This window comes from Pseudomonas sp. Irchel 3A7, from assembly GCF_900187565.1.
In the GTDB taxonomy this organism is placed as follows: domain Bacteria; phylum Pseudomonadota; class Gammaproteobacteria; order Pseudomonadales; family Pseudomonadaceae; genus Aquipseudomonas.
The window spans coordinates 417,855-442,284 of the sequence record NZ_FYED01000004.1; the positions used below are offsets into that span (position 1 = coordinate 417,855).

Genomic DNA, 24,430 nt, shown 5'->3' on the forward strand with positions numbered 1-24,430 from the left:
CTCATGACGACGATGACCGCGCGATTAAGCGCAATGATGTTCCTGCAGTTCTTTATCTGGGGTGGCTGGTTCGTGACCCTCGGCACCTTTCTCGCCAGCACCCTGGGCGCCAGTGGCGGGCAGATCGGCATGGCGTTCTCGACCCAGTCCTGGGGCGCGATCATCGCGCCGTTCGTGATCGGTCTGATCGCCGACCGCTTTTTCAATGCCGAACGCATCCTCGCGGTGCTGCACCTGGTGGGCGCGGTGTTGCTCTATCAACTGTATCGGGCGCCGGACTTCAGCACGTTTTATCCCTACGTGCTGGCGTACATGATGATCTACATGCCCACCTTGGCCCTGGTCAATTCCGTGGCGTTCCGGCAGATGAGCGATCCGGCGCTGGAGTTTTCCCGTATCCGCGTGTGGGGCACCCTCGGCTGGATCGTCGCCGGTCTGGTGATCAGCTTTGTGTTTGCCTGGGACTCCCAGGCCGCGATTGCGGCGGGCGGGTTGCGCAACACCTTCCTGATGTCGGCCATTGCATCCTTGCTGCTGGGCCTCTACAGCTTCACCTTGCCACGCACCGCGCCACTCAAAGACGAGACCGGCAATGGCGGCCTCAAGCAGATGCTCGGGCTGGACGCCCTGGGGTTGCTCAAGGATCGCAGCTATCTGGTGTTCTTCATCGCTTCTATCCTGATCTGCATTCCCCTGGCGTTTTATTACCAGAATGCCAACCCGTTCCTGGCGGAAATCGGCGTGACCAACCCCACGGCGAAAATGGCCATCGGGCAGGTCTCCGAAGTGCTGTTCATGCTGCTGCTGCCGCTGTTCATCCACCGCTTCGGGATCAAGATTGCGCTGCTGGTGGGCATGCTGGCGTGGGCATTGCGCTACCTGTTGTTCGCCTACGGCAACAATGGCGACCTGGCTTTCATGCTCTTCACCGGTATCGCCTTGCACGGCATCTGCTATGACTTCTTTTTCGTGTCCGGGCAGATCTACACCGACGCCAAGGCATCGGAACGCTTCCGCAGTTCCGCCCAGGGTTTGATTACCCTGGCGACCTACGGCCTGGGCATGCTGATCGGTTTCTGGGTGGCGGGGCAGGTGACGGATCACTACGCCACGACGGCGGGCGAGCATGACTGGAAAAGCATCTGGCTGTTCCCGGCCGGGTTTGCCCTGGCGATCTTTTTCTGTTTTTCCCTGGCGTTCAAGGGGCGGCAGGCGGCGGTGGTACAGACGTCGGTCTGAGTTCATAGGGTTGTCGGATTTGGATGGTGTACATATCCGATTCTGCGGTAACGGCCACTTAGGGTTTCGCCCTTACGGCGAGTCACTTTGGAAGAGCCCCAAAGTAACCAAAGGGCTTTTGCCCCTTTCGTTCGGTGCCTCGCTAAGGCTCGGCATGCCCTCGCTCCGGTCCTGCTCCGTGGGCCCGCCGCCATCGGCCATCCATGGCCGGGGGCGGCTACCGCGGCATCCTTGCCGCGGTACCCACTGCGCAGAACCTCCTCTCGGCCTCTCGAGGTGGCAAGAAGATCAAAAGCCAAAGCCAAAGCGAGGCGGCCTTAAAGCCGACCTGATTGCAAAGCTATCCGCGATCCAAATGTGGGAGCGAGCCTGCTCGCGAAAGACGCCCATACAACGCGATCCTCCAGACAGGGCGCGTTATCGTTGACGACCTTCGCGAGCAGGCTCGCTCCCACAGTGGAATGAGCACATCTGCCAAAGCCAGGTCGGCTGTCAGGCCGCCTCGCTTTGGCTTTTGATTGCAGGCGCCCCGTTAAACCACGATGGCCGGAGTGAGGGCATGCCGAGCCTAAGCGAGGCACCGAGTGGTGGGGTAAGAGCCCTTGGTTACTTGGGGCTTTTCCAAGTGACCCGCCGTAAGGGCGGAACCTTAAGTCGCCATCACCCAAATAATGGATATACACCCAACGCCAGTGTGCCCCTTCAAGACGACCAACCATCGATCACCGACCTCAAAAACTGCTTCGCCAACTCAGGCTTGTCCACCGCCCGGGCAATGAGCATGGCGCCAGCGATCGAGGCAATGACCTGCTGCGCCTGCTGAAGTTTTTCCTCCTGGCTTTCGCCTTCAACCAAAGGCATCAATATTTCAATAAACTGCTCGATGCCTTGGGTGAATGACTGGCTGACGGTGCCGCCGGTGCGGGCCACATCGGCTGCCAGCGCGGGGATCGCGCAGCCTTCGGTCCAGTTATCCAGGTGTTTCTGGGTCAGATAACCCTTCACCAGTTCCGGAATCGATTTGGCGTTCTGCCAATTGCGGATGTTGGTCTCGAACGTCCGGGTCACGGCTTCCGATGCCAGCTGTTCCTTGCCGCCGGGAAATTGCCCGTAAAACCCGCCGTGGGTCAGCCCGACTGAGCGTGAGAGCTCGCCGATGCCGATGCCGTCGATACCTTTTTCGCGGTACAGCCGGGACGCGGCCGTGAGGATCGCTTCTTTGTTCGCTGCGGCTTTGTCTTTCGTGACTTTCATCAGCTGCTCCTGTGGCCAGGTGCGCTTGCCTTGTGCAAGTCGTCGCCGAGAGGCTTGTAATGATTATGGTCGTAATATATCGTCAGCGCAAATACCAGGTGGACACGTTATGAAACGTAATGATCTGCGCGAAATAGACCTGAATCTACTGGTGGTGTTCGAAGCCCTCATCCAGGAGCGCAACGTCACCCGGGCGGCATCAAGGCTCTCGATGGGCCAACCGGCGGTCAGCGGGGCGCTGAGGCGTTTGCGGGCTTTGTTCAACGACCCTTTGTTCAAGCGCATGGGCCGGGAAATGCGGCCCACGCCCCGCGCCATTTCGGTCGCGCAGACGCTGGGCCCGGCATTGGATTGCGTGTGCAGTGCAATCGCCAATACCAAGGCTTGAGCAGGGCGATTGGTTTTTTTTTGCCCTTATACATGACGATCATCATTAATACTGATACCCAAGTTCACTTTGTTCGATTCGTCGAGGCCTCGCGCGAGGCCGAGACTCCGTAAATCCCTTAACCGTCTGGCGGACACCCCCATGGAACAGTCACTCAAAGCTTTTCGTTATCCGTTTGCCGCATTGGCCCTCACGATGCTCACCGCGTGCGACCGCGCGCCTGTCGCCGCCAATGCACCGGGGGCGCCCCATGTCACCGTCGCCAAGGTTATCGAGCAGCCCATCACCGAGTGGGATGAGGTGACCGCGCGCTTGGAAGCGCCGGAAACCGTCGAGGTCCGTCCACGGGTGTCGGGGCAGATCGAACGGGTGGCCTTTACTGACGGCGCGCTGGTGAAGAAGGGCGACCTGCTGTTCCAGATCGATCCACGGCCGTTCGAACACGAAGTGCATCGTTTCGAAGCCCAGTTGCAACAAGCCCGGGCCACGCTGGTTCGCACCGCCAATGAAGCGCAGCGCGGCCAGCGACTGCTGGGCAGCAACGCGATTTCCGCCGAACTGGCCGATACCCGCACCACCACCGCGCAAGAGGCCAAGGCCGGCGTCGATGCCATCCAGGCGCAACTCGACCTGGCACGCCTGAACCTGAGCTTTACCCGTGTCACCGCACCGATCACCGGCCGCGTCAGCCGTGCCGAAATCACCGCCGGCAACATCGTCACCGCCGACACCACGCCGCTGACCAGCGTGGTGTCCACCGACAAGGTCTACGCCTACTTCGATGCCGACGAGCGCCTGTTCCTCAAGTACGGCCAGCTCTCCCGCCAGGGGCAGCGCAGTCAGACCACACCGGTGTACATGGGCCTGTCGAACGAGGAGGGCAACACTCACTTGGGGCAGATGAACTTCGTCGACAACCGGGTCAATCCCAAGACCGGCACCATTCGTGGCCGCGCGGTGTTCGACAACGCCAACGGCCAATACACCCCGGGCCTGTACGCTCGCCTGAAACTGGTGGGCAGCGCAGCTTATTCCGGCCTGCTGATCAAGGACGAAGCGGTCGGAACGGACTTGGGCAAGAAGTTCGTGCTGGTGATCGATCAGGACAACAAGGCCGTGTACCGCAGCGTCGATCTGGGGCCGAAGCTTGAAGGCCTGCGCATCGTGCGCAGTGGCTTGCAGAAAGAGGACCGCATCGTCATCAACGGTCTGCAACGGGTTCGCCCCGGTGCCGTGGTCACCCCACAGGACGCCCCCATGGCCGACCCGGAAACCGTCGCGACCCTGACCCGCCAGCGCCAGGCCATTGAAGCAGGCAATCAACCGGCCATTTCGGCCCCGGCTTCCGTCAAATCACCCACGTTGGTGAAGACAGATGCCGCGACTTCACCTCGCGGATAAGGGCCCACCGACATGAAATTCTCCCAGTTCTTTATCACGCGACCGATCTTCGCGGCGGTGCTGTCGTTGCTGATCCTGATTGCCGGCGCCATTTCGCTGTTCCAGTTGCCGATCAGCGAATACCCCGAAGTGGTGCCACCGACCGTGGTGGTGCACGCCAGCTATCCGGGGGCCAATCCCAAGGTGATCGGCGAAACCGTCGCCGCGCCGCTGGAACAGGCCATCACCGGCGTCGAGAACATGCTGTACATGTCGTCGCAATCCACGGCGGACGGTCGCTTGACCCTCACCGTGACCTTCGCCCTGGGCACCGATCTGGATAACGCCCAGGTCCAGGTGCAGAACCGCGTGACCCGCACCGAGCCCAAGCTGCCGGATGAGGTGACGCGCATCGGCATCACCGTCGACAAGGCCTCGCCGGAACTGACCTTGCTCGTGCATCTGGTTTCGCCGGACAAACGCTACGACATGCTCTACCTGTCCAACTACGCGATCCTCAACGTCAAGGATGAGCTGTCGCGTCTGAACGGCATCGGTGATGTGAAGATGTTCGGCATCGGCGACTACTCGCTGCGCATCTGGCTCGACCCGGACAAAACCGCCTCGCGCAATCTCACCGCCACCGACGTGGTCAACGCGGTGCGCGAACAGAACCGTCAGGTCGCCGCCGGGCAACTGGGTTCGCCCCCTGCGCCGAATGCCACCAGCTTCCAGATGTCGATCAATTCCCAAGGGCGGCTGGTCACTGAAGAAGAGTTCGAGAACGTGATCATCCGCAGTGGCCCGGACGGCGAAATCACTCGCTTGAAGGACATTGCCCGCATCGAACTGGGTTCCAACCAATACGCCTTGCGCGCCTTGCTCAACAACCAGGAAGCGGTGGCCATGCCGATCTTCCAGCGGCCGGGCTCCAATGCCATCGACGTCTCCGACCAGGTGCGGGCGAAGATGGCCGAGCTGAAGAAGAGCTTCCCGGAAGGTATGGACTACGAGATCGTCTACGACCCGACCATCTTCGTGCGCAGCTCGATTGAAGCGGTGGTGCACACGCTGTTCGAAGCACTGATCCTCGTGGTGCTGGTGGTGATCCTGTTTCTGCAAACCTGGCGCGCCTCGATCATTCCGTTGGTGGCGGTGCCGGTGTCGCTGATCGGCACCTTTGCCGTGATGCACCTGCTGGGTTTCTCGCTCAACGCGCTGTCATTGTTCGGCCTGGTACTGGCCATCGGCATCGTGGTCGACGACGCGATCGTGGTGGTGGAGAACGTCGAACGAAACATCGAATCCGGGCTGGAACCGGTCGAGGCGACCAAGAAAGCCATGGGCGAAGTGACCGGACCCATCATCGCCACGGCGCTGGTGCTGTGCGCGGTGTTCGTGCCGGCGGCCTTCATCTCCGGCCTGACAGGGCAGTTCTATAAACAGTTCGCGTTGACCATCGCGATTTCCACGGTGATCTCGGCGTTCAACTCCCTGACCTTGTCGCCGGCACTGGCGGCGGTGCTGCTCAAGGCCCATGGCGCACCGAAAGACCGTTTCTCCAGAGTGCTGGATCGCCTGCTCGGTGGCTGGCTGTTCAAACCGTTCAACCGGTTCTTCGAAAAGGCCAGCCACGGCTACATGGTGGCCGTGGCCAAAGTCATCCGTGGCAGCAGCGTGGCCTTGCTGGTCTATGCCGGCCTGATCGCCATGACCTACATGGGCTTCAGCACCACACCCACCGGCTTCGTGCCGACCCAGGACAAGAAGTACCTGGTGACCTTTGCGCAGCTGCCGGATGCCGCGAGTCTGGATCGTACCGAATCGGTGATTCGCCGCATGAGCACCATCGCCATGAACGAGCCGGGTTTCGACAGCGCCGTGGCTTTCCCCGGCCTGTCGATCAACGGTTTCACCAACAGCCCGAACGCCGGTATCGCGTTCATCGGCTTGAGTTCGTTCGATGAGCGTAAGGACCCGAGCCTGTCGGCCAAGGCGATTTCCGCCTCGCTCAACGGCAAGTTCGGTGGCATTCAGGACGCCTACATCGCCGTGTTCCCGCCACCACCGGTACAAGGCCTGGGCACCATCGGGGGTTTCCGCCTGCAGATCGAGGATCGAGGCAACCTCGGTTATGACGAGCTGTACAAAGAAACCATGAACATCATCGCCAAGAGCCGCAGCGTTCCGGAGCTGGCCAACCTGTTCACCAGTTACACGGTCAACGTGCCACAGGTCGAAGCTGCCATTGACCGCGAAAAAGCCAAGACCCACGGCGTGAAAATCAACGACATCTTCGACACCTTGCAGGTGTACCTGGGTTCGCTGTATGCCAACGACTTCAACCGCTTCGGTCGCACCTATCAGGTCAACGTTCAGGCCGAACAGCAGTTCCGCCAGGAGCCGGAGCAGATTGGCCAGTTGAAGGTGCGCAACGATCGCGGCGAGATGATTCCGCTGGCGACCTTCGTCAAGGTCACTCCGACCTCGGGTCCCGACCGGGTCTCGCACTACAACGGTTTCCTCACCGCGGAAATCAACGGCAGCGCGGCGCCCGGCTACAGCTCCGGCCAGGCCCAGGCGGCCATCGAAAAATTGCTGAGAGAGGAACTGCCCAACGGCATGACCTACGAGTGGACCGACCTGACCTACCAGCAGATTTTGTCCGGCAACACCGCACTGCTGGTGTTCCCGCTCTGCGTGCTGCTGGCCTTCCTGGTACTGGCGGCGTTGTACGAAAGCTGGAGCCTGCCGCTGGCGGTGATCCTGATCGTCCCCATGACCCTGCTGTCGGCGATTGCCGGGGTGATCATTTCCCAAGGCGACAACAACATCTTCACCCAGATCGGCTTGATCGTGCTGGTGGGCCTGGCGTGCAAGAACGCGATCCTGATCGTCGAGTTTGCCAAGGACAGGCAGGACCAGGGCCTGTCGCCGCTGGACGCCGTACTGGACGCTTGCCGCATGCGTCTGCGGCCGATCCTGATGACCTCGTTCGCCTTCATCATGGGCGTTATCCCGCTGGTGACCTCCACCGGCGCCGGTTCGGAAATTCGTCGTGCCATGGGTGTGGCGGTGTTCTCCGGCATGCTCGGCGTGACCTTCTTCGGCCTGCTGCTGACGCCGGTGTTCTTCGTCCTGATTCGCCGCTACATCGAACGCAAGAAAGCCAAAAAGCAAGCCCACGCGCTGAACCTGGAGGTGCAACCATGAATGCCCTGAAGCTTTTTCTGCCCAGCCTCCTGGTGACCGCGCTGGCCGCCTGCACGGTGGGGCCGGACTACAAGACCCCTGATACTCCGCCGGCCAACAGCGTTTATGCCAAAGCCGCCAACTACGATCAGTCGCGATTCGAAACGGTGTGGTGGCAACAGTTCGACGACCCCACGCTGAACCAATTGGTGAGCAAATCCCTGGAAGGCAACCGCGACCTGCGCGTGGCCTTTGCCCGCTGGAAAGCGGCCCGGGCGATTCGCGACGACATCAGCAACGACAACCTGCCGGTGGTCACCAGCCGCGTCAGCAGCCTGCAAGGTCGCTCGCAAGTGCCGGGCCAGACCGAGAGCCGGGTGAACACCGAGCGCTACGATCTGGGCCTGGACATGGCCTGGGAAATCGACCTGTTCGGGCGCATCCAGCGGGCGCTTGAGTCGAGCGATGCCCGGGAAGACGCGGCAGCGGCGGACCTGTATCAACTGCGGGTGACCATGATTGCCGAACTGGTCGATGCCTACGGTCAACTGCGCGGTGCGCAACTGCGGGAAAAAATCGCCCTGGCCAACCTGAAGAATCAGAACGACTCACGCAGCGTTACGGTCAGCCTGCGCGATGCTGGCGTCGGTAATGAACTCGACGTGGTACGCGCCGACGCACGCCTGGCCGCCGTCGAAGCCAGCGTGCCGCAACTGCAAGCGGAACAGGTGCGACAGAAAAACCGCATCGCGACCTTGCTCGGTGAGCGTCCGGACCAGTTGAGCGTGTCCTTGAGCCCGAAAGATTTGCCAGCCATTGCCAAGTCACTGCCCATCGGCGATCCCGCCGAACTGCTGAGCCGCCGCCCGGATGTACTGGCGGCCGAACGCCGGCTCGCCGCCGCAACAGCAGACGTCGGCGTGGCCACCGCCGACCTGTTCCCCCGGGTCAGCCTGAGCGGCTTCCTCGGCTTCACCGCCGGACGCGGTTCACAAATCGGCTCCGCCGCCGCCAGAGCCTGGAGCCTCGGCCCGAGCATCACCTGGGCCGCCTTCGATCTGGGCAGCGTGCGAGCACGCATTCGCGGCGCGGATGCCGACGCCGAAGGCGCCTTGGCCACCTATGAACAGCAAGTGCTGCTGGCGCTGGAGGAATCGGAAAACGCGTTCAGTGACTACGGCAAACGCCAGCAGCGGTTGCTGTCGTTGATCAAGCAAAGCGAGTCGAGCAGGGCGGCGGCGGATCTGGCGGGGATCCAGTACAAGGAAGGCTCCGTCGACTACCTGGTGTTGCTCGATGCCGAGCGCGAACGCTTGAACGCCGAGGATGCACAGGCGTTGGGTGAGACCGATCAGTACCGTGCCATCGTCGCCATCTATAAAGCATTGGGAGGCGGGTGGGACACGGGTGGCAACAAGGTAGCGGCGAGGAACTGACGTTCAGTGCTTTCGGTAGGAGCGAGCTCGCTCGCGAAAAACCAACAGGCGCCACTGGGCATCTGGTTTCCCGCGTCATCGTTCACGACCATCGCGAGCAGGCTCGCTCCCACAGGGGATCTTTTACGAACACAGAATTTGTGTTCGACGCAGATCAAACTGTGGGAGCGAGCCTGCTCGCGAAAAACCAACAGGCGCCACTGGGCATCTGGTTTCCCGCGTCATCGTTCACGTCCATCGCGAGCAGGCTCGCTCCCACAGGGGATCTTTTACGAACACAGAATTTGTGTTCGACGCAGATCAAACTGTGGGAGCGAGCCTGCTCGCGAAGAACCAACAGGCGCCGCAGGGCATCTGGTTTCCCGCGTTATCGTTCGCGACCATCGCGAGCAGGCTCGCTCCCACAGGGGATCTTTTACGAACACAGAATTTGTGTTCGACGCAGATCAAACTGTGGGAGCGAGCCTGCTCGCGAAAAATCAACAGACGCCGCAGGGCATCTGGTTTCCCGCGTCATCGTTCACGACCATCGCGAGCAGGCTCGCTCCCACAGGGGATCTTTTACGAACACAGAATTTGTGTTCGACGCAGATCAAACTGTGGGAGCGAGCCTGCTCGCGAAAAACCAACAGACGCCGCTGGGCATCTGGTTTCCCGCGTCATCGTTCACGACCATCGCGAGCAGGCTCGCTCCCACAGGGGATCTTTTACGAACACAGAATTTGTGTTCGACGCAGATCAAACTGTGGGAGCGAGCCTGCTCGCGAAAAATCAACAGACGCCGCAGGGCATCTGGTTTCCCGCGTCATCGTTCACGACCATCGCGAGCAGGCTCGCTCCCACAGGGGATCTTTTACGAACACAGAATTTGTGTTCGACGCAGATCAAACTGTGGGAGCGAGCCTGCTCGCGAAAAACCAACAGACGCCGCAGGGTAACTGATTTTCCGCGTTATCGTTCGCGACCATCGCGAGCAGGCTCGCTCCCACAGGGGATCTTTTACGAAAACAGAATTTGTGTTCGACGCAGATCAAACTGTGGGAGCGAGCCTGCTCGCGAAAAACCAACGGGCGCCACTGGGCATCTGGTTTCCCGCGTCATCGTTCACGACCATCGCGAGCAGGCTCGCTCCCACAGGGCGAGCAGCTTCATTGTTGACCTCCATCGCGAGCAAGCATTGCTCCTGCCGGGAAGCTGAACATCCGCGCAGATCTATTCGGCCCGGTCGCCATTGATCGAGTTTTACTTCAATGCGCTGGCTCCTGAACTGGATATCCACTAAACCCAAACAGATGTGTAGTGGGTTTCCAGAGCCATCGATCGTCAGGTGTTTCGCAGACGATCGAAAGAGAACAGATCATGAGCGATGGGTTCGTCTTCGGACCGTTCTGCTTGTATCCCGGCATTCGTATTTTGCGCAAGGATGGCGTGGACGTATCGCTGGGAAGCCGAGCGTTCGACATCCTGACGGCGTTGGTTGCAGGCAATGGCAAGGTCATGACACGGCGGGAGTTGATGGCCACCGGTTGGCCCGGACTGGTCGTTGCGGAATCCAATGTGCGTATACAGATTGCCAACGTTCGGCAGGCGCTCGGGTGCGGGCTCGACGGCGTTCGTTACATCGCCAATGTGCCGGGGCGTGGGTACTGCTTTGTTGCAGCGGTAGAACACATCGAAGGCAGTGATCAGCTGCGATCGGCAGCGTCGCAGACACTGATAGCGCAAGCGGCAGAAGCGTCCAGGGTGCTATCGCATATCCCCGCACCGTTGAGAGGCGCCGTCGGGCGCCAGGAGAGTGTTGCCGAACTCTCGCAGGTGATCCCGGACCGGCGCTTGGTCACAGTGGTCGGTGCCGGCGGGGCAGGGAAGACGACGTTGGCTGTACTAGTCGCGCATGCCCTTGATGTGTTTGGTGATGCGATCTTCTTCGTGGATCTGAGCACTGTGGATCAAAACACGGTGGATTACGCCGAGCGGGTCATGGAGGCGCTCGCCTTGGCGGTGGGGTACCGCCCCACAGGCACGGAGTTGTTTGCCGAGCTTTTGGAAGTGCTTTCGGCGAAGAGGACATTGATTGTTCTCGATAATTGCGAGCATGTCATCGCGGCGGTGGTCGATCTTTGTCGGCGGATCATGGCAGCCACCCCGACAGTGTCTTTTTTAGCCACCAGCCGGGAAGCTTTGCGGGTCAAAGACGAGTTCGTGTATCCGCTACACCCCTTGGCGACTCCCCCCGACACAGAGCGCCTTAGTGCCAGGCAGGCTATGGATTGGCCTGCCATCCGGTTGTTCATTGAGCGGGCAAAGGAAGGCGGGGCCAGAGAAAGCTTGAGCAATGATGATGCACTGCTCGTGGCCGCGCTTTGCCGGCGTCTGGATGGCAATCCCCACGCGATAGGCCTGGTGGCCAGTCGCGTCGCGGCGTACGGCATACAGGGTGTTGCCAACCTGCTCGATAATCAGTTCGCATTGCACTGGAAAGGTCAACGCGATGCCAGTCCACGTCATCAGACGGTCGAGGCCATGATCGACTGGAGCCACAATCTGCTCACCCCACGAGATCAGCGGATTCTCTACAGGTTGTCGGTTTTTTGCGGAGGATTTCCGGTAGAGGCTGCGGTGGCGGTGGCGGCGGATGAGCAAACCGATGCCTTCGAGGTGGAAGAGGCCATTCGGGATCTGGTGGATAAATCGCTGGTCGCGGTGCATCCGGTGAACGGTGAAACCTGTTTCAGGTTGCTTGAGACGACCAAGGCCTACGCGGCTACCCGATTGGCAAAACTGCGTATGAAGGACTCCATCGCTCTGCGCCATGCCCTGTATTACGCAGAGCAACTTCGGGTTTATGCCGATGGCCAATCCGCCGCCCGCAGCATCCCTTTTCGCCTGCCGGAAATCGGTAACGTACGTGCGGCGCTGGAGTGGTCCTTCGTTGCCGGGCGAGATCCGGCACTGGCAGCGCAAATGAGCAGCCTTGCAGCGCCCTTGTTCCTGGAGCTTGGCCTGCTCATGGAGTGCAAGCGTTGCTGCGAACGCGCGCTCAGGATGCTGCCCGACCACCTCTGTGCGACGACATTCGAGCTTGGTCTGCTTGAGTCATTGGCCATCACCTACTACTGCGGTGGTGAGTATGACGGTGAAGTGACGAGTACTTTGGAGCGCGGGCTGACATTGTCACGGCGCTTGGATGACAGCCACTCGATGTTTCATCTGCTCGCCGGTCTTCACCTTGTATTGATCGCAAACGGCAGGATTCAGGAGTCGCTGTCCGTCAGTGAGTCCTATGCCACTGCCGCCCGCGATCAAGGTGGGCCGGGCGAGGCCGTGATTGCCCGGTGGATGGCGGGCGCGTCCTGGCACTTCTCGGGTAACCAGATGGCAGCCGATGAAAGCTACCTCTCAGGTGCCGATATTGTGGCCAGGCACGCGCTGCGCCCACTGCGTTACTTCGAGAGCAAGGAGCTAACCATTGCCAGCCTCGGCACGGCACGGGTCAAGTGGATACGCGGCATGCCGACACAGGCGTTGCAGCTGGCGATCAGCGCCATCAACGAGAGCAGGCGCCATCCGGATTCGTTCTGCCTGTGTGCGACGCTGTGTTTTCCGATCCTGCTCAGTAATGGAGAGTCGGACCAGGCCGAGTGCCTCATCCACGAACTGGAGAACGTCGCCCAGGACTACAAAGTAGCGGTGCGCCATCAGGTGATTCATTTCCTCAAAGGCTTGATGTTGCTGCAGCAAGGTGGTTTTCCGGCGGCGGTTGAACACCTCCGGCAATGCGTGGCCACGCTGCCACCCCGCACACTGACATTTTTAAGGACCGATGCACTCCAGGCACTGGCCGAGGCGCAACGAGCGTGTGGAGACAAGGCCGGCGCATTGGCTGCGATCAACGAAGCGATCGATCTTGCGCGGCGGACCGGGGGGTTGTTCAGCCTCGCGGATTTGCTGAAAACCAAGGCCGAAGTACTCATGGGGCTGGAACAGGTCGAATACGCAGAGGTCGAGGACTTGCTTGCTCAGCACTGGACTGTGCTCGGGAGCAGGGTGCGCTGAGCTGGGAGTTGAGGCTGTTGGCTGTCATCACCTCGCGTCGATGACGCCTTGATTCATCCCTGACGTCATCGACCTGTGCCAAACATTCAAAGCAGGTGTGCTTTTCCAGCTATATCCATCAATTCCCGTCGGGTTTCTAATCTTTAGACGGTGGCCTCGAACACTTCCGGTGTTCTGCAGACGCCTGCATACCCGACGTTGTCAGTGCGATGCACCCAACTGCCGGGGAACAATAAAAATAAAACTCAGCGGGAGATAATCCAATGGGCCTCGCTCAAGAAAAGGCAGGTGCTATTCCGTCGTTCACCCGGGTTTCCAAAGGTGCGGGAACCGCCTCATGGGGAGCCATGGCGTTGCTCTGGCTGGTCTACGCCATGGACGCCAACTCACGTCAGATGTTCTTCATGGTGTTGCCCTCGATCACCAGCGAATTCAAAACCAGTGCAGAAATGACCGGTTTTCTCGCAGCGTTCATCACCATCGCCACCTCGTTGATCGCTGTGCCTTGCATGATTTGGGCTGACAAGGGCGGGCAAGGCTGGATGAGGAAGTATCGTCACCTGCCCATCGTGATTGCCTACACATTGTTTACCTTTTTGACAGGGCTGAATTTCCTCACCGCCTCATTGGGCATGCTCGTGGCGTTGCAGGTGATTTCCCACGCCTTTGGCGGGGCCGGCGAGGCGATCGAAGTCACGTCTTTGTCCGAGTGGTGGTCTCGTGAAAGGCGCGGTTTTGCGTTGGGGTTGCATCACACGGGCTATCCATGGGGCACGTTGATCGGTGGTCTGGCGATCAGTGCCTTGTTGAACGCTTACGGTCCTGAGAACTGGCGCCTGGCCTTTCTGCTGTTCCCGGTCCCCATGATCATTATCTTTTCGATCTACTGGTGGTTTTGCACCAAAAAGCGCTACGAGTCGTTTGTCGATCACGTGCGTGACGTTGGGGAAACCGTCCCGGCGTTGAGCGCTGCCCAAGGGGCGGTGGTGGCACCTGAGGGCGCTTTTCGCTCCGCGATGCGCAATCCGAACATCAGCGCTATCGCGCTGGTCTCGATGCTGGCCATTGTGGGTTATTTCGGTATCAGCTTCTGGTTGCCTCAGTACCTGGCATTCGTGGCTCATTACAACTTCGCCGAGGCCGCGGCGTATTCCGTTTTGTTCACCATCACCGGGGGTATCGGGCAAATCGTCTGGGGTTGGATCTCTGACCGCATGGGCCGCAAGCTTTGCCTGATGATCGTATTCGCCTGGCTGGCGGTAGGCATGTACCTGTTTCAGTTCACATCCTTGAGCCTGACCTGGCTCATCGGCATTCAACTGTTTGCCGGGTTCGCAATGAATGCGCCCTATACGCTGCTGTATGCGATCGCCTTCGATTCAGCCAAGCCCGGCACGTCGGGAATCGCCGGCTCGATCGTCAACGTCGGTATCTATGCCGGTGGCTTCGGTCCTTTCGTGATCGGCCTGTTCATCGGTGCCGGCGGCGGTTTTGATCAGGTGGCGGGCTACAACTACGCGCTGTATTTCATCTCCGGATTGATGGTGGTAGCTGCGTTTGTAACAGCCTTTTTTACACGCGAGACCACGGGATGGTTCCTCAAACACGATAGGGCGTTGGTTTCAAAAGCGTCCTGCAACATGGCGGGTTGAGTCGTCGTACCGACTGCAGATGCCACACCTGCAACCTATAAAAAATTCCCTTGCGGGGATGTTCAATGTCAGGAGAACCAACATGCTACAAGTTGCCAATTCTTACGGTAAGCACATTCAGGTCAATGGCACGACGCTATGGGTTGAAGACACGGGCGAAGCTGACCTGCCCGTCGTGCTTTGCCTTCATTCCTGCTTTCTCGATGGGTCCATGTTTGACGGCCTGGTCCAGGCCGCCGAGGGCAAGTTCCGGGTCATACGGCCCGATTTCAGAGGCCAGGGGGGAAGCGCCCTGGACGATGTCGACATCATCACCATGGATCAGTGCGCGGACGACATGGAAGCCCTGATCGAAAAGATGGAGCTCAGCTCGATCAATGTCATGGCTCAATCCATGGGTGGAGATGTGGCGTTCAGGCTCATTGCCAGACGCCAGGCGCTTTTCCGCTCATTGGTGGTGGCAGGCTCTTCGGCCTGCGGCGAGCCGCCCGAGCAAGGCGCGCGATTTGCGCAATGGGTGGTCGACGCGGGGGAGCAGGGTTTCGTCGGTGAAATCCTCGACATGACAATGGAAGTGATGTTTGGCAAGACCACTCGCCACAACCCTGAAAAACAAGAACTGGTGGCCTACTGGCGCGATCGAATCCAGGCGTTGCCAAAAACGCTGCGCCCGGCGATGAAAGGGGTCATGCATCGTGAAAGCTCAGTGGCGCTGTTGGCATCGATCACCATTCCGGTGCTGATCATCAATGGCGAAGAGGACATGCCGCGACCGCCTGCGTGGTCCGATGAGATGAAGCGAGAATTGCCGAATTCGAAACTGATCCGACTCAGCAAGATAGGGCACAGTCCGACCCTGGAGGCGCCCGAGCAGGTGCTTCCGGCGATTATCGACTTCTTTTCAGATCCCCGCGTGTAGGCGCCTGCTCGCGATGGGCGCCAACGAAGACGCGTAGTGCCTGATACCCCGCGTTGCCCGGACGTCCTTCGCGAGCAGGCTCGCTCCCACAGGGGATCTGTGTGGCTCATGGCATTTGTGTCTCACCACCGTCCATTGTGGGAGCGAGCCTCAACTCAGGCGCCCGCACTTTGCGGGCGTTTTTATTTGTCATCTCGCCTGACGGCGCTTCGTTTCCTGTGACCGGGCGTCACATCTGGTGTGCACAGGCAGCTGTATTCACCGTGGGATCACTCCCATAACCTTTCATTCAAGCGAAGCATGGGCGTGATTGTTGCGCTGTTGATTCTGGAAAAAAACCGAGAGGCCAAGAAATGAATAGTCCCGTAAAACCTGATGAACTGGCGATTGCCTACCAGTTGCCGCAAGTCCCATTCATGACCCCGGACATGGTTCACCCCGGCGTAATGACCCAATGGCTGGAAGATGACGAATTATGGGTTCCGGTAACCAAAACGGTTTCGTTCAAGCCGCTTCTACTCAATACCAGTGGCGGGTACTACATTAACCTTCTGCGTGTGCGCCAGGCCGGTGTTCTTTCTCGTCACCGCCACACCGGTGGTGTTCATGCGATCGTGCTCAAGGGCCGTTGGTATTACCTGGAGCATGACTGGATCGCTGAAGAAGGCTCTTTTGCGTACGAGCCTCCAGGTGAGACACACACGCTGTTCGTACCTGAAGACGTTGAGGAAATGATTACCTGGTTTCACGTTCAAGGTGGCTACACCTACGTCGACCCTCAAGGCGTTGCGGTAGGTTACGAAGACGTTTTTACCAAGCTTGAAAGTGCCCGTGCTCATTACAAGTCCCTGGGGTTGCCGGACGATTACATTGAGCAGTTCATCCGCTGACCACTCGACGCCAGGATAGGGAATGGACAACTACTCACAGCTTCTCGCGTTCATATGGTCGACCGAGTGTGGCAGTTTCTCGGCGGCTGCCCGGGTCCACAACATCACCCCGTCGGCCGTGAGCAAGTTGATCAGCCGATTGGAGGATCGGCTGCAGGTCAGGCTTTTCCAGAGGGGCTCGCGCGTTCTGACGCTGACCGAGGAGGGGGCCGCTTACCTGCGCAGTGCCAAGGCCGTTGTCGAAGCGATGAACGAGGCTGATTCTTTGGCTGAAGGTCTGCCCTCAAGAGTCAGCGGTACCCTTCGCATCCATACCATGACCACCTTTGCCAAGCACCAGATTGTCCCTTGGCTGGCGGAGTTCCTGGATTTGTACCCGTCGATGGATGTGGAAATTCAGTTAGGGGCGCAGTTTGTGGACCACTTTGAACAGGGGCTCGATATAGCAATCCACAGTGGCGTGCTGCCGAGTTCTTCACGCATCGCCAAGCGAATCGGCGAGTGTGAGTGGTTGATTTGCGCCTCGCCCGCTTACCTGGCTGAGCATGGTACGCCCGCGGTTCCGGCTGACCTTTTGAACCACCGCTGTTTCAACTTCAGTTTCGTGAGCCCCTGGAGCAAATGGGTATTCGTCCAGGACGGCGAAGGGGTTTCGGTGCCGGTAACGCCCAGTGCATCGTTCACTCAAGGCGATCTGCTACGGGATATGGCGCTATCGGGGGCGGGGGTGGTCAAGCTGGCCGACTTCCATATCGGACCGGACGTCAGAGCAGGAACATTGGTACCCCTGTTGGAGGACTTCAAGTCGGGGATCGTTGAGCCGGTCTATTTGTTGTACTCGGACAGAAGACATCTCAGCCCACGCATTCGGGTGTTCATTGAGTTCTTCCAGGACAAGTGGCAGCAGAACCCCTGGAAGGTCACGTGAAGCACCGCCATCTTTACCGCGATTGACCACGTTTAACCGTCTGCAGGACCCCGCCGGCGCTACTGTGCCGGTGCTGATGTGCATCGAACCTTTCCTGCACATCGAGCCCCCGGGATTTCCCACAACGCGAGATAAACAGAAGGTTTCACGTCATGAGATTGAAAAACAAAGTGGTGTTGGTCACTGGAGCGGCGAGCGGTATCGGTTACGCCGTCACGCAACTGTTCGCCAAGGAAGGGGCGACGGTGTTTGCCAGTGATATTGCCGATCCTGAAACCGCCTATAGCGAGGGTGTCGAGGCCCTGAAGCTCGACGTCACGAGCGAAGAGGACTGGTCGTCAGCAGTCGCTGCGATCATCGACAAGCAGGGTCGTCTGGATGTGCTGATCAACAATGCCGGGATCATTGCCTACGAATCCCTGGATGAGCTGGAAATGAAAGAATGGCTGCAGATGATCGCGGTTGACCAGACGGGCGTCTTCCTCGGAATGCGCGAGGCAGTTCGGGTGATGCGCCAGCAGGGAGCGGGGTCAATCGTCAATATCTCGTCGATCTGGGGCAGCGCGGCCGTTGCCGGTGCCCACGCCTACCACGCCGTCAAAGGTGCGGTACGAAACATGTCGAAAAACGCTGCGATGACTTATGCCACCCAAGGGATCCGGGTCAACTCGGTGCATCCCGGTTTTATCGACACGCCGCTTACCCAGGCGCAAGCAGCGGATCTTAACGACCAGGTCATCGATTCGACGCCGATGAAACGAGCGGGTAAACCGATCGAGATCGCCTACGGCTGCCTGTATCTGGCCAGCGACGAGTCGAGCTACGTCACAGGCGCGGAATTGGTTATCGACGGCGGCTACCTTGCCCAATAGCAGGGATTGATTGGACGGCCGCGACCTGATCGCCGTGGCGTGCAGGTGTCGCTCGATCAGTTCAAGGCCCGTCACTCCACCTTCGTGCGATCCGCTCCGGGGGCTAAGCAGTCCTTCGCAGCCGGATCGACAACCGTGAAAACGAACTTCGGGAATACCTATGATTTTCAGTCCAAACGTTCAGGAACGCATCGATGCCTGGAATACGGCGTCATTGGCCTTCGGCCCCTTGTTGCGCGGCGAGGACGGGTGTTGGGAGACCGCCCGGCGTAACTATGTGCAGGTGCTCGCGGCTCATCCCACGCCTGAAGGCGTGACGGTCGAACAGATTGACATGGGCGGCGTTGCCGCGACGGTCGTCTCGCCGCAGGAAGTCGAGAACGGCAGAGTGCTGCTTTACATTCACGGCGGTGGGTATGTCGCGGGCAGCCCTGCGGGTTATCACGGCCTGGCAGGGCATTACGCCAGGCTGTTGAGGGCCAAGGTTTACATGCCTGACTATCGTCTGGCGCCCGAACACCCGTTTCCCGCTGCGATTGAAGACACGTTGGCCTCCTACCGCTGGCTGCTGGAGCAGGGCATATCGCCGAGAAACATCGCATTTTCAGGTGACTCTGCGGGCGGGGCCATGGTGGTCACGGTGATGGTGGCGGCGCGCAACGCGGGGCTGCCGCTTCCGGTCGCCGGGGTGGCTCTTTCGCCTTGGGCTAATCTTGAGCATACCGGCTCGTCGATGCAGACCCGTGACGGCGTCGATCCCACGGTGAATCTGACGGGCCTCAACTTGATGGCCAGAGCATTTTTGCAGGATGCGTTGAAGAACGACCCGGCTGCCTCCCCGGTCTTCGCGGATGTGCGTGGGTTGCCGCCGATACTGGTGCAGATCGGCGAGCGTGAAGTCATGTTGAGCGATGCGATGCGATTGGCTACGCACCTGGCTGAGAATCGCGTGCGCGTGACACTGGAGGTGTGGCCCGACATGTTCCACGTCTGGCATCTGTTCGCGACGATTCTTCCAGAGGGAATGAAGGCCCTCAAAGGTGCGGTGGCCTTCATCGATGAAGCCTGCAAGGCATGAGGGTCAACAGCCGTCGGTTAACAACGTTTAACCGGGTTTGACCCCGCTGTTTTTATTGCCCCTGTAACTTGGTGGATGCCGCTTCCTGCACCTGTTGGCGAGTGGCGTTTGGGCTTTATGCCTGGCGTATGCCGTCGGTGCAGCACAGCCCGTTACCCGAACATTTGGAGTCAAAACGTATGTCTGATAACCAACGATCCGATTTTTTCTCATCTCTGTCGATCGGTGCAATCGAGGTCGCCAATCGGGTCGCCATGGCCCCGCTGACGCGCTCTCGGGCGACGATGGATGGCGTGCACACGCCGCTGGCCGTTGAGTATTACCGCCAGCGTGCGAGCGCAGGTCTCATCATCTCGGAAGCCACCAATATCTCACGGCAGGGCCGCGGCTATGCCTTTACGCCGAGTATCTACACACCGGAGCACGTGGCAGCCTGGCGTAAAGTCACCGATGCGGTGCATGAGGCGGGAGGCAAGATCGTATGCCAGCTTTGGCATGTCGGCCGAATGTCCCATGTGAGTTTGCAAGAAAACGGTGCCGCTCCCGTGGCACCTTCAGCCATTCAGGCCGGGGAGGTGGTGTTCCTCGAGTCGCAGACCCTGGGCGCACCGTCGATGCCCCGTGCCCTGCGGACCGAGGAAATCCCGTTGATTCTGGAGGACTACAAGCACGCCGCGCGCTGTGCCCTGGAAGCCGGTTTTGATGGCGTCGAGGTGCACTCGGCCAACTGTTATCTGCTGGAGCAGTTCATTCGCGACAGCACTAACTTGCGCACCGACCAGTACGGCGGTTCGGTGGAAAACCGCATTCGGTTCCCCTTGGAAGTTGTGCAGGCGGTATCGCAGGTCTGGGGGGCGGATCGTGTTGGCGTGCGCCTCTCGCCCATCACACGTGCAGTAGGCGATACGCCGCTGGACAGTGATCCGCAGGCGACTTATGGCTATTTTGCCGAACAGCTCGGGCGACTGGGTCTGGCCTATCTTCACTGTGTCGAAGGCCAGACCCAGGGCGAAAACGAGGCCAACGGTTTTGACTTCAAAGCGTTGCATGCAACGTACGGTGGTCGTTACATCGCCAATAACAGTTATGACCGCCAAATGGCGCTTGACGCTGTCGCCTCGGGCCATGCCGACATGGTGGCTTTCGGGCGCCATTTCATCAGCAATCCAGACCTGGTGGAACGGCTCAAGCTTGATGCGCCGCTCGCAGAGTCGGATCGGGGCACCTATTACGGTGGCGGCGCGGCAGGCTACACCGACTACCCGACCCTCGGCTGATTAAGGCTGTACCTGTGGGAGCGGGCTTGCTTTGTGGCGAGGGAGCTTGTCGGATCGCCGCACCGTCCCGCTGGACTGCGCAGCAGGCCCATTTTTAGGGCCGCTGCGAGACCCACATTGCCAAACATAGCTTCACGCATCAGGATTGAACCGTGACGCGCAAAGGAAGAAAGCCGCATGCCCACACAATCTACGAATCAAGCCAGCATCGAACAGTTGCACCGTGATGTAGCTGCTCTGGCCGAAGAAATGCGCAGCCCCGTCCCGACTGCGGCCCGTGCTTTTCTATTGCCTTTCAGCCTCGGCGCTGCGTTCGCTTTGACGACCTTTATCGTCGTCGCTTTTGTAGCCAAACCTAACGCTTGCTAAAGGCCAACCGAGCCGCGAACAGAACAAATACCAGGCCTGTCGTGCGATCCATCCACTTGATCACCTTCCCGCGCCGCAGAACGCCGGCAAGTGGTTGAGTGGCGCCAATCAACGTCGAAGACCACATCAGGCCGAGCACTACGTGAATACTGACCAGGCCAAATGTCCAGGCAATCAGGTTGTGTCCCTGGGGGATGAACTGCGGTAGAAACGAAACATAGAAAATCCCGATCTTGGGATTGAGGACGTTCCCCATCATGCCCTTCAAGAACCAGTTTGCCTTTGGCGTTCCATCTGTCTCAAGGGGCGACAATGAGCGGCGTGGACGCAGCAGCATGTTCAATCCGAGCCATGCCAGGTAAGCGGCGCCGCAGTACTTCAACAGGCTGTACGCCAACTCCGATACCGCAATCAAGGCACCCAGGCCAAACGCGACCGCCGCCCCCCACAGCAGGCAGCCGGCATTGATACCCAGTGCGGCGCGGAACGCCTGTTGCTTGCCTTCTACCGTCGCAGTTCTCAATACCAAAGCGGTATCAAGCCCGGGTGTGAGCGTCAGCAGAGTGGCGGCGAGGGTAAAGGCGAGGAGGTTGTCAGCAATGGACATCGGCGTATGACTTTCAGGTGATGACGCGCGAACGTTAGCACATGGCCAGGTCGCCGTTTCACTGAGGGCTGTAATTGAAAGAATTATCCCTGCTTCGTCGAGAACATCGCTGGCATTTGAAGATGCAGGTAGATGGCCAAAAACCTCAGACCAAAGGTGAAAATCAAAGCGATCCAACCGGCGACCCAGATCGACGGGAACAGGTCACGTAGCGCGACGTAGAGGGTGCATCCCAACAAGATCGGCGTGGCGTAGATCTCACGCGACATCAACAGCGAAACTCTTCCCGCCAGGACATCGCGTGCTATACCGCCTCCAATGCTGGTGAGCACTCCCATCATCACTGCCAAAGGCGCGGATTGGTGCAATGCCAGTACTTTCTCCGTAGCCGCCAGCCCAAACAGCGCAGCGGCCAGACCATCGAGATAGAGCAGCAGGCGGTAACGTTTTTGCAAGCGTTGGGTCAGGAAAAACGCCAGCAGTGCGGCAACCAACGCAGCCCAGATGTAATTGAAGTCAGCGATCCAGAAGATCGGTAGATCCAACAACAGATCTCGCAAGGTGCCGCCACCGATAGCGGTGATGATGCCAAGCACCACAGCCCCAAACAAATCAACATCGGCCTTTTGGATAGCCAGTACACCGGTTATCGAGAACACGGCTATGCCTAGCATTTCCTGAAAATAAATCATGCTGTCTTCCTGCCTCGGGTGACCTGTCGCCCTACTCTGTTGTGACAGTAGCCCAAGATGGAGAAATCGCTTTTCGGGAATCAGGTGACCGCTGCACGATTCAACCCGATGGCTTTTACTTCCATTTGCACTTCGGGACTACGCTGAATCGATGCAGGTCGCCCATCAATTCCGACCCGCCATGCACTGCATCCATCCCTGGAGCGCCCAATGCTGCCTATCACCACGCGCCTGGTGGCGCTGTCTGTTCTTTGCCTGACGCTTGAAGTGCCGGCCCAGGCCAGCGGCTGTCCGGCTGGCGAGAAAGAGGTGTGCCTGGATAGCTGCATTTGCCTGCCAGACCTGGGACCGCTGCTGGGCACCGTGCCGGATGGCATTTACCAGATCGCGGCGCCTGCCCTGGCGTTGTGGCTGACCCAGGCTCGTGCCGAAGCCGCCCCCGTCGGCCTGCAACCCATTCCACCGCATGTCCGGGAACAACTGCTGCATTGGTACGCCCCCAGCGTCCTCGATGCCGCGCACTATAAAGTCAGCGATAACGGCCAATTCAGCGCCGCCACCGCCATGCTGCAAAACCCCGATGTCGGTGCCGTGACGCTGATCGACATTATCCTGTTCCGGGATGCTCAAAGCGCAGAACAGGACATCGCGCTCTGGGCTCACGAACTCAAGCATGTGCAGCAGTTTCAGGAGTGGGGAGTAGAAGGATTTGCCCAGCGCTATACACAGGATTTCGATGCCGTGGAGGCGCCGGCCTATGCCATACAGGCTGAGGTCAGACGGGCGCTGCGGGACAGGATTTATTGAAAGGATCAGCTCTCAGAGGGAACGGTCGAGTCGGGACCGGCTTCAGCCGCCAATTTCAATCGGTCGGCTTTGCTGATGTATTTAGGCTTCTTCGGTGCCAGTTTGGCACTGGCCTTTTTGGCGTTCGCTTTTAGTAACTGCTTGATTTTCTTTTGACGATTCATGATTTCCTGCCCGGCTAGTACATGCTTGAATGTTTCGGATTGCATCATAAACCAGATCCCCTTCCGCTTCTTTGGGCTTTCACGCGCTGGATAACACCGGTTATTCGCCTCACCGAACGCTCATACCTTTTGCTGGGAGTGATCACCCTAAAGCGCAAGCTCGCTATACCCCCGTATGGTATCGGCCGTTGTGCATCGCGATGCAGACTGGTTCCCAACGCGATTCGTCGCTCTCGCGCAGAGGGAGCGGCTTCGCATCAGGTTTTTGACCCAGGCAATCGGAGAGCGACCATGACCCTGCAAAACATGAGCTTGCGCAACACCTCACACCCCGAAGGGGCGGGTTTCGAGGAGCTGGTGCCTTCGCGCTATGCGCTGCGTGTCGGCGAAATTGACGTGCTGGTGGTCAGCGACGGGGTGCTGCCGCTGCCGACCGCGACCATGTCCACCAATGCCGACCCCGCCGCCCGCGCGGCCTGGTTCAAGGACATGTTCCTGGGGCCGGACGCATTCGATTGGGCACTGAACGTGCTGGTGGTGCGCAGCGGCGACCAGACCATCCTCGTCGACGCCGGACTGGGAGGGCAGTTCCCCGGCTTTCCACGGGCCGGGCAGTTTCCCAAGCGGCTGGCGGGTGCCGGTATCGATCTCGAGTCGGTGACCGACGTGGTGATCACCCATATGCACATGGACCACATTGGCGGGTTGCTCGTCGATGAAGTGAAGAACCGGCTTCGACCGGATGTGCGGATCCACGTGTCGGCCACCGAAGTCGCGTTCTGGGAGTCGCCCGATTTCGCGCTCACCGACATGCCGTCGCCAGTACCGGACGTCCTGCGCGCGACCGCCAATCAGTTCATGACCGACTATCGCAGCCAGGTGCGCACATTCGATGATGAATACGAGGTGGCGCCGGGTGTGGTCGTCAAGCTCACCGGCGGCCATACCCCGGGGCACAGCGTGGTCTATGTGACCTCCGGCGGCGAACGACTGACGTTCGCCGGCGATGCGCTGTTCCCGGTTGCTTTCGAACACCCCGACTGGCACAACGGCTTTGAACATGACCCTGAGGAATCGGTTCGCGTTCGGGTCCGCCTTATGCAAGAAGCGGCGGCGAGCGGTGAGCTGTTTGTCGCCACGCACCTGCCGTTTCCTTCGGTCGGCCGGGTGAAGGTCGATGGTGAGGCCTTTCGCTGGGTCGCGGCCTTCTGGGACTACTGACCGCTTGAT

Annotated in this window: 19 protein-coding genes; 15 read left to right on the forward strand and 4 right to left on the reverse strand. The window is 59.5% G+C overall.

All coding sequences use genetic code 11. The features are described from left to right. Positions 1–3: 3 nt before the first annotated feature. A complete protein-coding gene (locus tag CKW21_RS09225) occupies positions 4–1,239 on the forward strand; it encodes a nucleoside permease (RefSeq protein ID WP_095193659.1) in 1,236 nt (411 codons plus the stop codon). Positions 1,240–1,941: 702 nt separating this feature from the next. Here the strand turns inward: CKW21_RS09225 and CKW21_RS09230 are convergent. Continuing rightward, entirely contained in the window at positions 1,942–2,493 is a 552-nt protein-coding gene (locus CKW21_RS09230) for a TetR/AcrR family transcriptional regulator (RefSeq protein WP_095193660.1), read from the reverse strand. 109 nt (positions 2,494–2,602) lie between these two features. Here CKW21_RS09230 and CKW21_RS09235 point away from each other — a divergent pair, with 109 nt between their 5' ends. From CKW21_RS09235 to CKW21_RS09290, 12 genes are all read left to right on the forward strand, one after another. After that, complete coding sequence (locus CKW21_RS09235; protein ID WP_095193661.1) at positions 2,603–2,881, forward strand: LysR family transcriptional regulator; 279 nt, start codon at positions 2,603–2,605, stop codon at positions 2,879–2,881. A 141-nt stretch (positions 2,882–3,022) separates the two neighbouring features. Beyond that, the gene (mexE, locus tag CKW21_RS09240) at positions 3,023–4,282 is read left to right on the forward strand and encodes a multidrug efflux RND transporter periplasmic adaptor subunit MexE (RefSeq protein ID WP_095193662.1); all 1,260 of its coding nucleotides are present in this window, start codon (positions 3,023–3,025) and stop codon (positions 4,280–4,282) included. 12 nt (positions 4,283–4,294) lie between these two features. After that, the gene (locus CKW21_RS09245; RefSeq protein WP_095193663.1) at positions 4,295–7,474 is read left to right on the forward strand and encodes an efflux RND transporter permease subunit; all 3,180 of its coding nucleotides are present in this window, start codon (positions 4,295–4,297) and stop codon (positions 7,472–7,474) included. Then, complete coding sequence (locus tag CKW21_RS09250; RefSeq protein ID WP_095193664.1) at positions 7,471–8,889, forward strand: efflux transporter outer membrane subunit; 1,419 nt, start codon at positions 7,471–7,473, stop codon at positions 8,887–8,889. Before CKW21_RS09245 ends, CKW21_RS09250 begins: the two co-directional genes overlap by 4 nt. Positions 8,890–10,248: 1,359 nt before the next feature. Beyond that, complete coding sequence (locus CKW21_RS09255; RefSeq protein WP_256590165.1) at positions 10,249–12,945, forward strand: winged helix-turn-helix domain-containing protein; 2,697 nt, start codon at positions 10,249–10,251, stop codon at positions 12,943–12,945. A 263-nt stretch (positions 12,946–13,208) separates the two neighbouring features. Further along, entirely contained in the window at positions 13,209–14,597 is a 1,389-nt protein-coding gene (locus tag CKW21_RS09260; protein ID WP_095193665.1) for a nitrate/nitrite transporter, read from the forward strand. A gap of 82 nt (positions 14,598–14,679) precedes the next feature. Continuing rightward, a complete protein-coding gene (locus tag CKW21_RS09265) occupies positions 14,680–15,516 on the forward strand; it encodes an alpha/beta fold hydrolase (RefSeq protein ID WP_095193666.1) in 837 nt (278 codons plus the stop codon). A 353-nt stretch (positions 15,517–15,869) separates the two neighbouring features. Continuing rightward, positions 15,870–16,406 carry a 2,4'-dihydroxyacetophenone dioxygenase family protein gene (locus CKW21_RS09270; protein ID WP_095193667.1) on the forward strand — a complete coding sequence of 179 codons (537 nt, stop codon included), beginning with the start codon at positions 15,870–15,872 and terminating at the stop codon, positions 16,404–16,406. Positions 16,407–16,428: 22 nt separating this feature from the next. Further along, positions 16,429–17,334 (forward strand): LysR family transcriptional regulator, encoded by a 906-nt coding sequence (locus CKW21_RS09275; protein ID WP_095193668.1) that lies wholly within the window; start codon positions 16,429–16,431, stop codon positions 17,332–17,334. A gap of 152 nt (positions 17,335–17,486) precedes the next feature. Continuing rightward, on the forward strand, positions 17,487–18,206 hold the full coding sequence (locus CKW21_RS09280) for an SDR family NAD(P)-dependent oxidoreductase (RefSeq protein ID WP_095193669.1): 720 nt from the start codon (positions 17,487–17,489) through the stop codon (positions 18,204–18,206). Between the two features lie 160 nt (positions 18,207–18,366). Further along, entirely contained in the window at positions 18,367–19,284 is a 918-nt protein-coding gene (locus CKW21_RS09285; protein WP_095193670.1) for an alpha/beta hydrolase, read from the forward strand. 179 nt (positions 19,285–19,463) lie between these two features. Next, the gene (locus CKW21_RS09290) at positions 19,464–20,561 is read left to right on the forward strand and encodes an alkene reductase (protein ID WP_095193671.1); all 1,098 of its coding nucleotides are present in this window, start codon (positions 19,464–19,466) and stop codon (positions 20,559–20,561) included. A gap of 355 nt (positions 20,562–20,916) precedes the next feature. On the opposite strand, the gene CKW21_RS09300 is transcribed toward CKW21_RS09290, so the two are convergent. Together CKW21_RS09300 and CKW21_RS09305 are read right to left on the reverse strand one after the other, a co-directional pair. Beyond that, a complete protein-coding gene (locus CKW21_RS09300; protein WP_095193673.1) occupies positions 20,917–21,537 on the reverse strand; it encodes a LysE family translocator in 621 nt (206 codons plus the stop codon). 83 nt (positions 21,538–21,620) lie between these two features. Further along, positions 21,621–22,229 carry a trimeric intracellular cation channel family protein gene (locus tag CKW21_RS09305; protein ID WP_095193674.1) on the reverse strand — a complete coding sequence of 203 codons (609 nt, stop codon included), beginning with the start codon at positions 22,227–22,229 and terminating at the stop codon, positions 21,621–21,623. A 210-nt stretch (positions 22,230–22,439) separates the two neighbouring features. Here CKW21_RS09305 and CKW21_RS09310 point away from each other — a divergent pair, with 210 nt between their 5' ends. Continuing rightward, a complete protein-coding gene (locus CKW21_RS09310; RefSeq protein WP_095193675.1) occupies positions 22,440–23,036 on the forward strand; it encodes a DUF4157 domain-containing protein in 597 nt (198 codons plus the stop codon). Between the two features lie 5 nt (positions 23,037–23,041). Here CKW21_RS09310 and CKW21_RS09315 read toward each other — a convergent pair whose 3' ends face one another. Beyond that, the gene (locus CKW21_RS09315) at positions 23,042–23,200 is read right to left on the reverse strand and encodes a DUF2986 domain-containing protein (protein WP_095193706.1); all 159 of its coding nucleotides are present in this window, start codon (positions 23,198–23,200) and stop codon (positions 23,042–23,044) included. 291 nt (positions 23,201–23,491) lie between these two features. Here CKW21_RS09315 and CKW21_RS09320 point away from each other — a divergent pair, with 291 nt between their 5' ends. After that, positions 23,492–24,421 (forward strand): MBL fold metallo-hydrolase, encoded by a 930-nt coding sequence (locus tag CKW21_RS09320; protein WP_218274035.1) that lies wholly within the window; start codon positions 23,492–23,494, stop codon positions 24,419–24,421. Positions 24,422–24,430 lie beyond the last annotated feature (9 nt).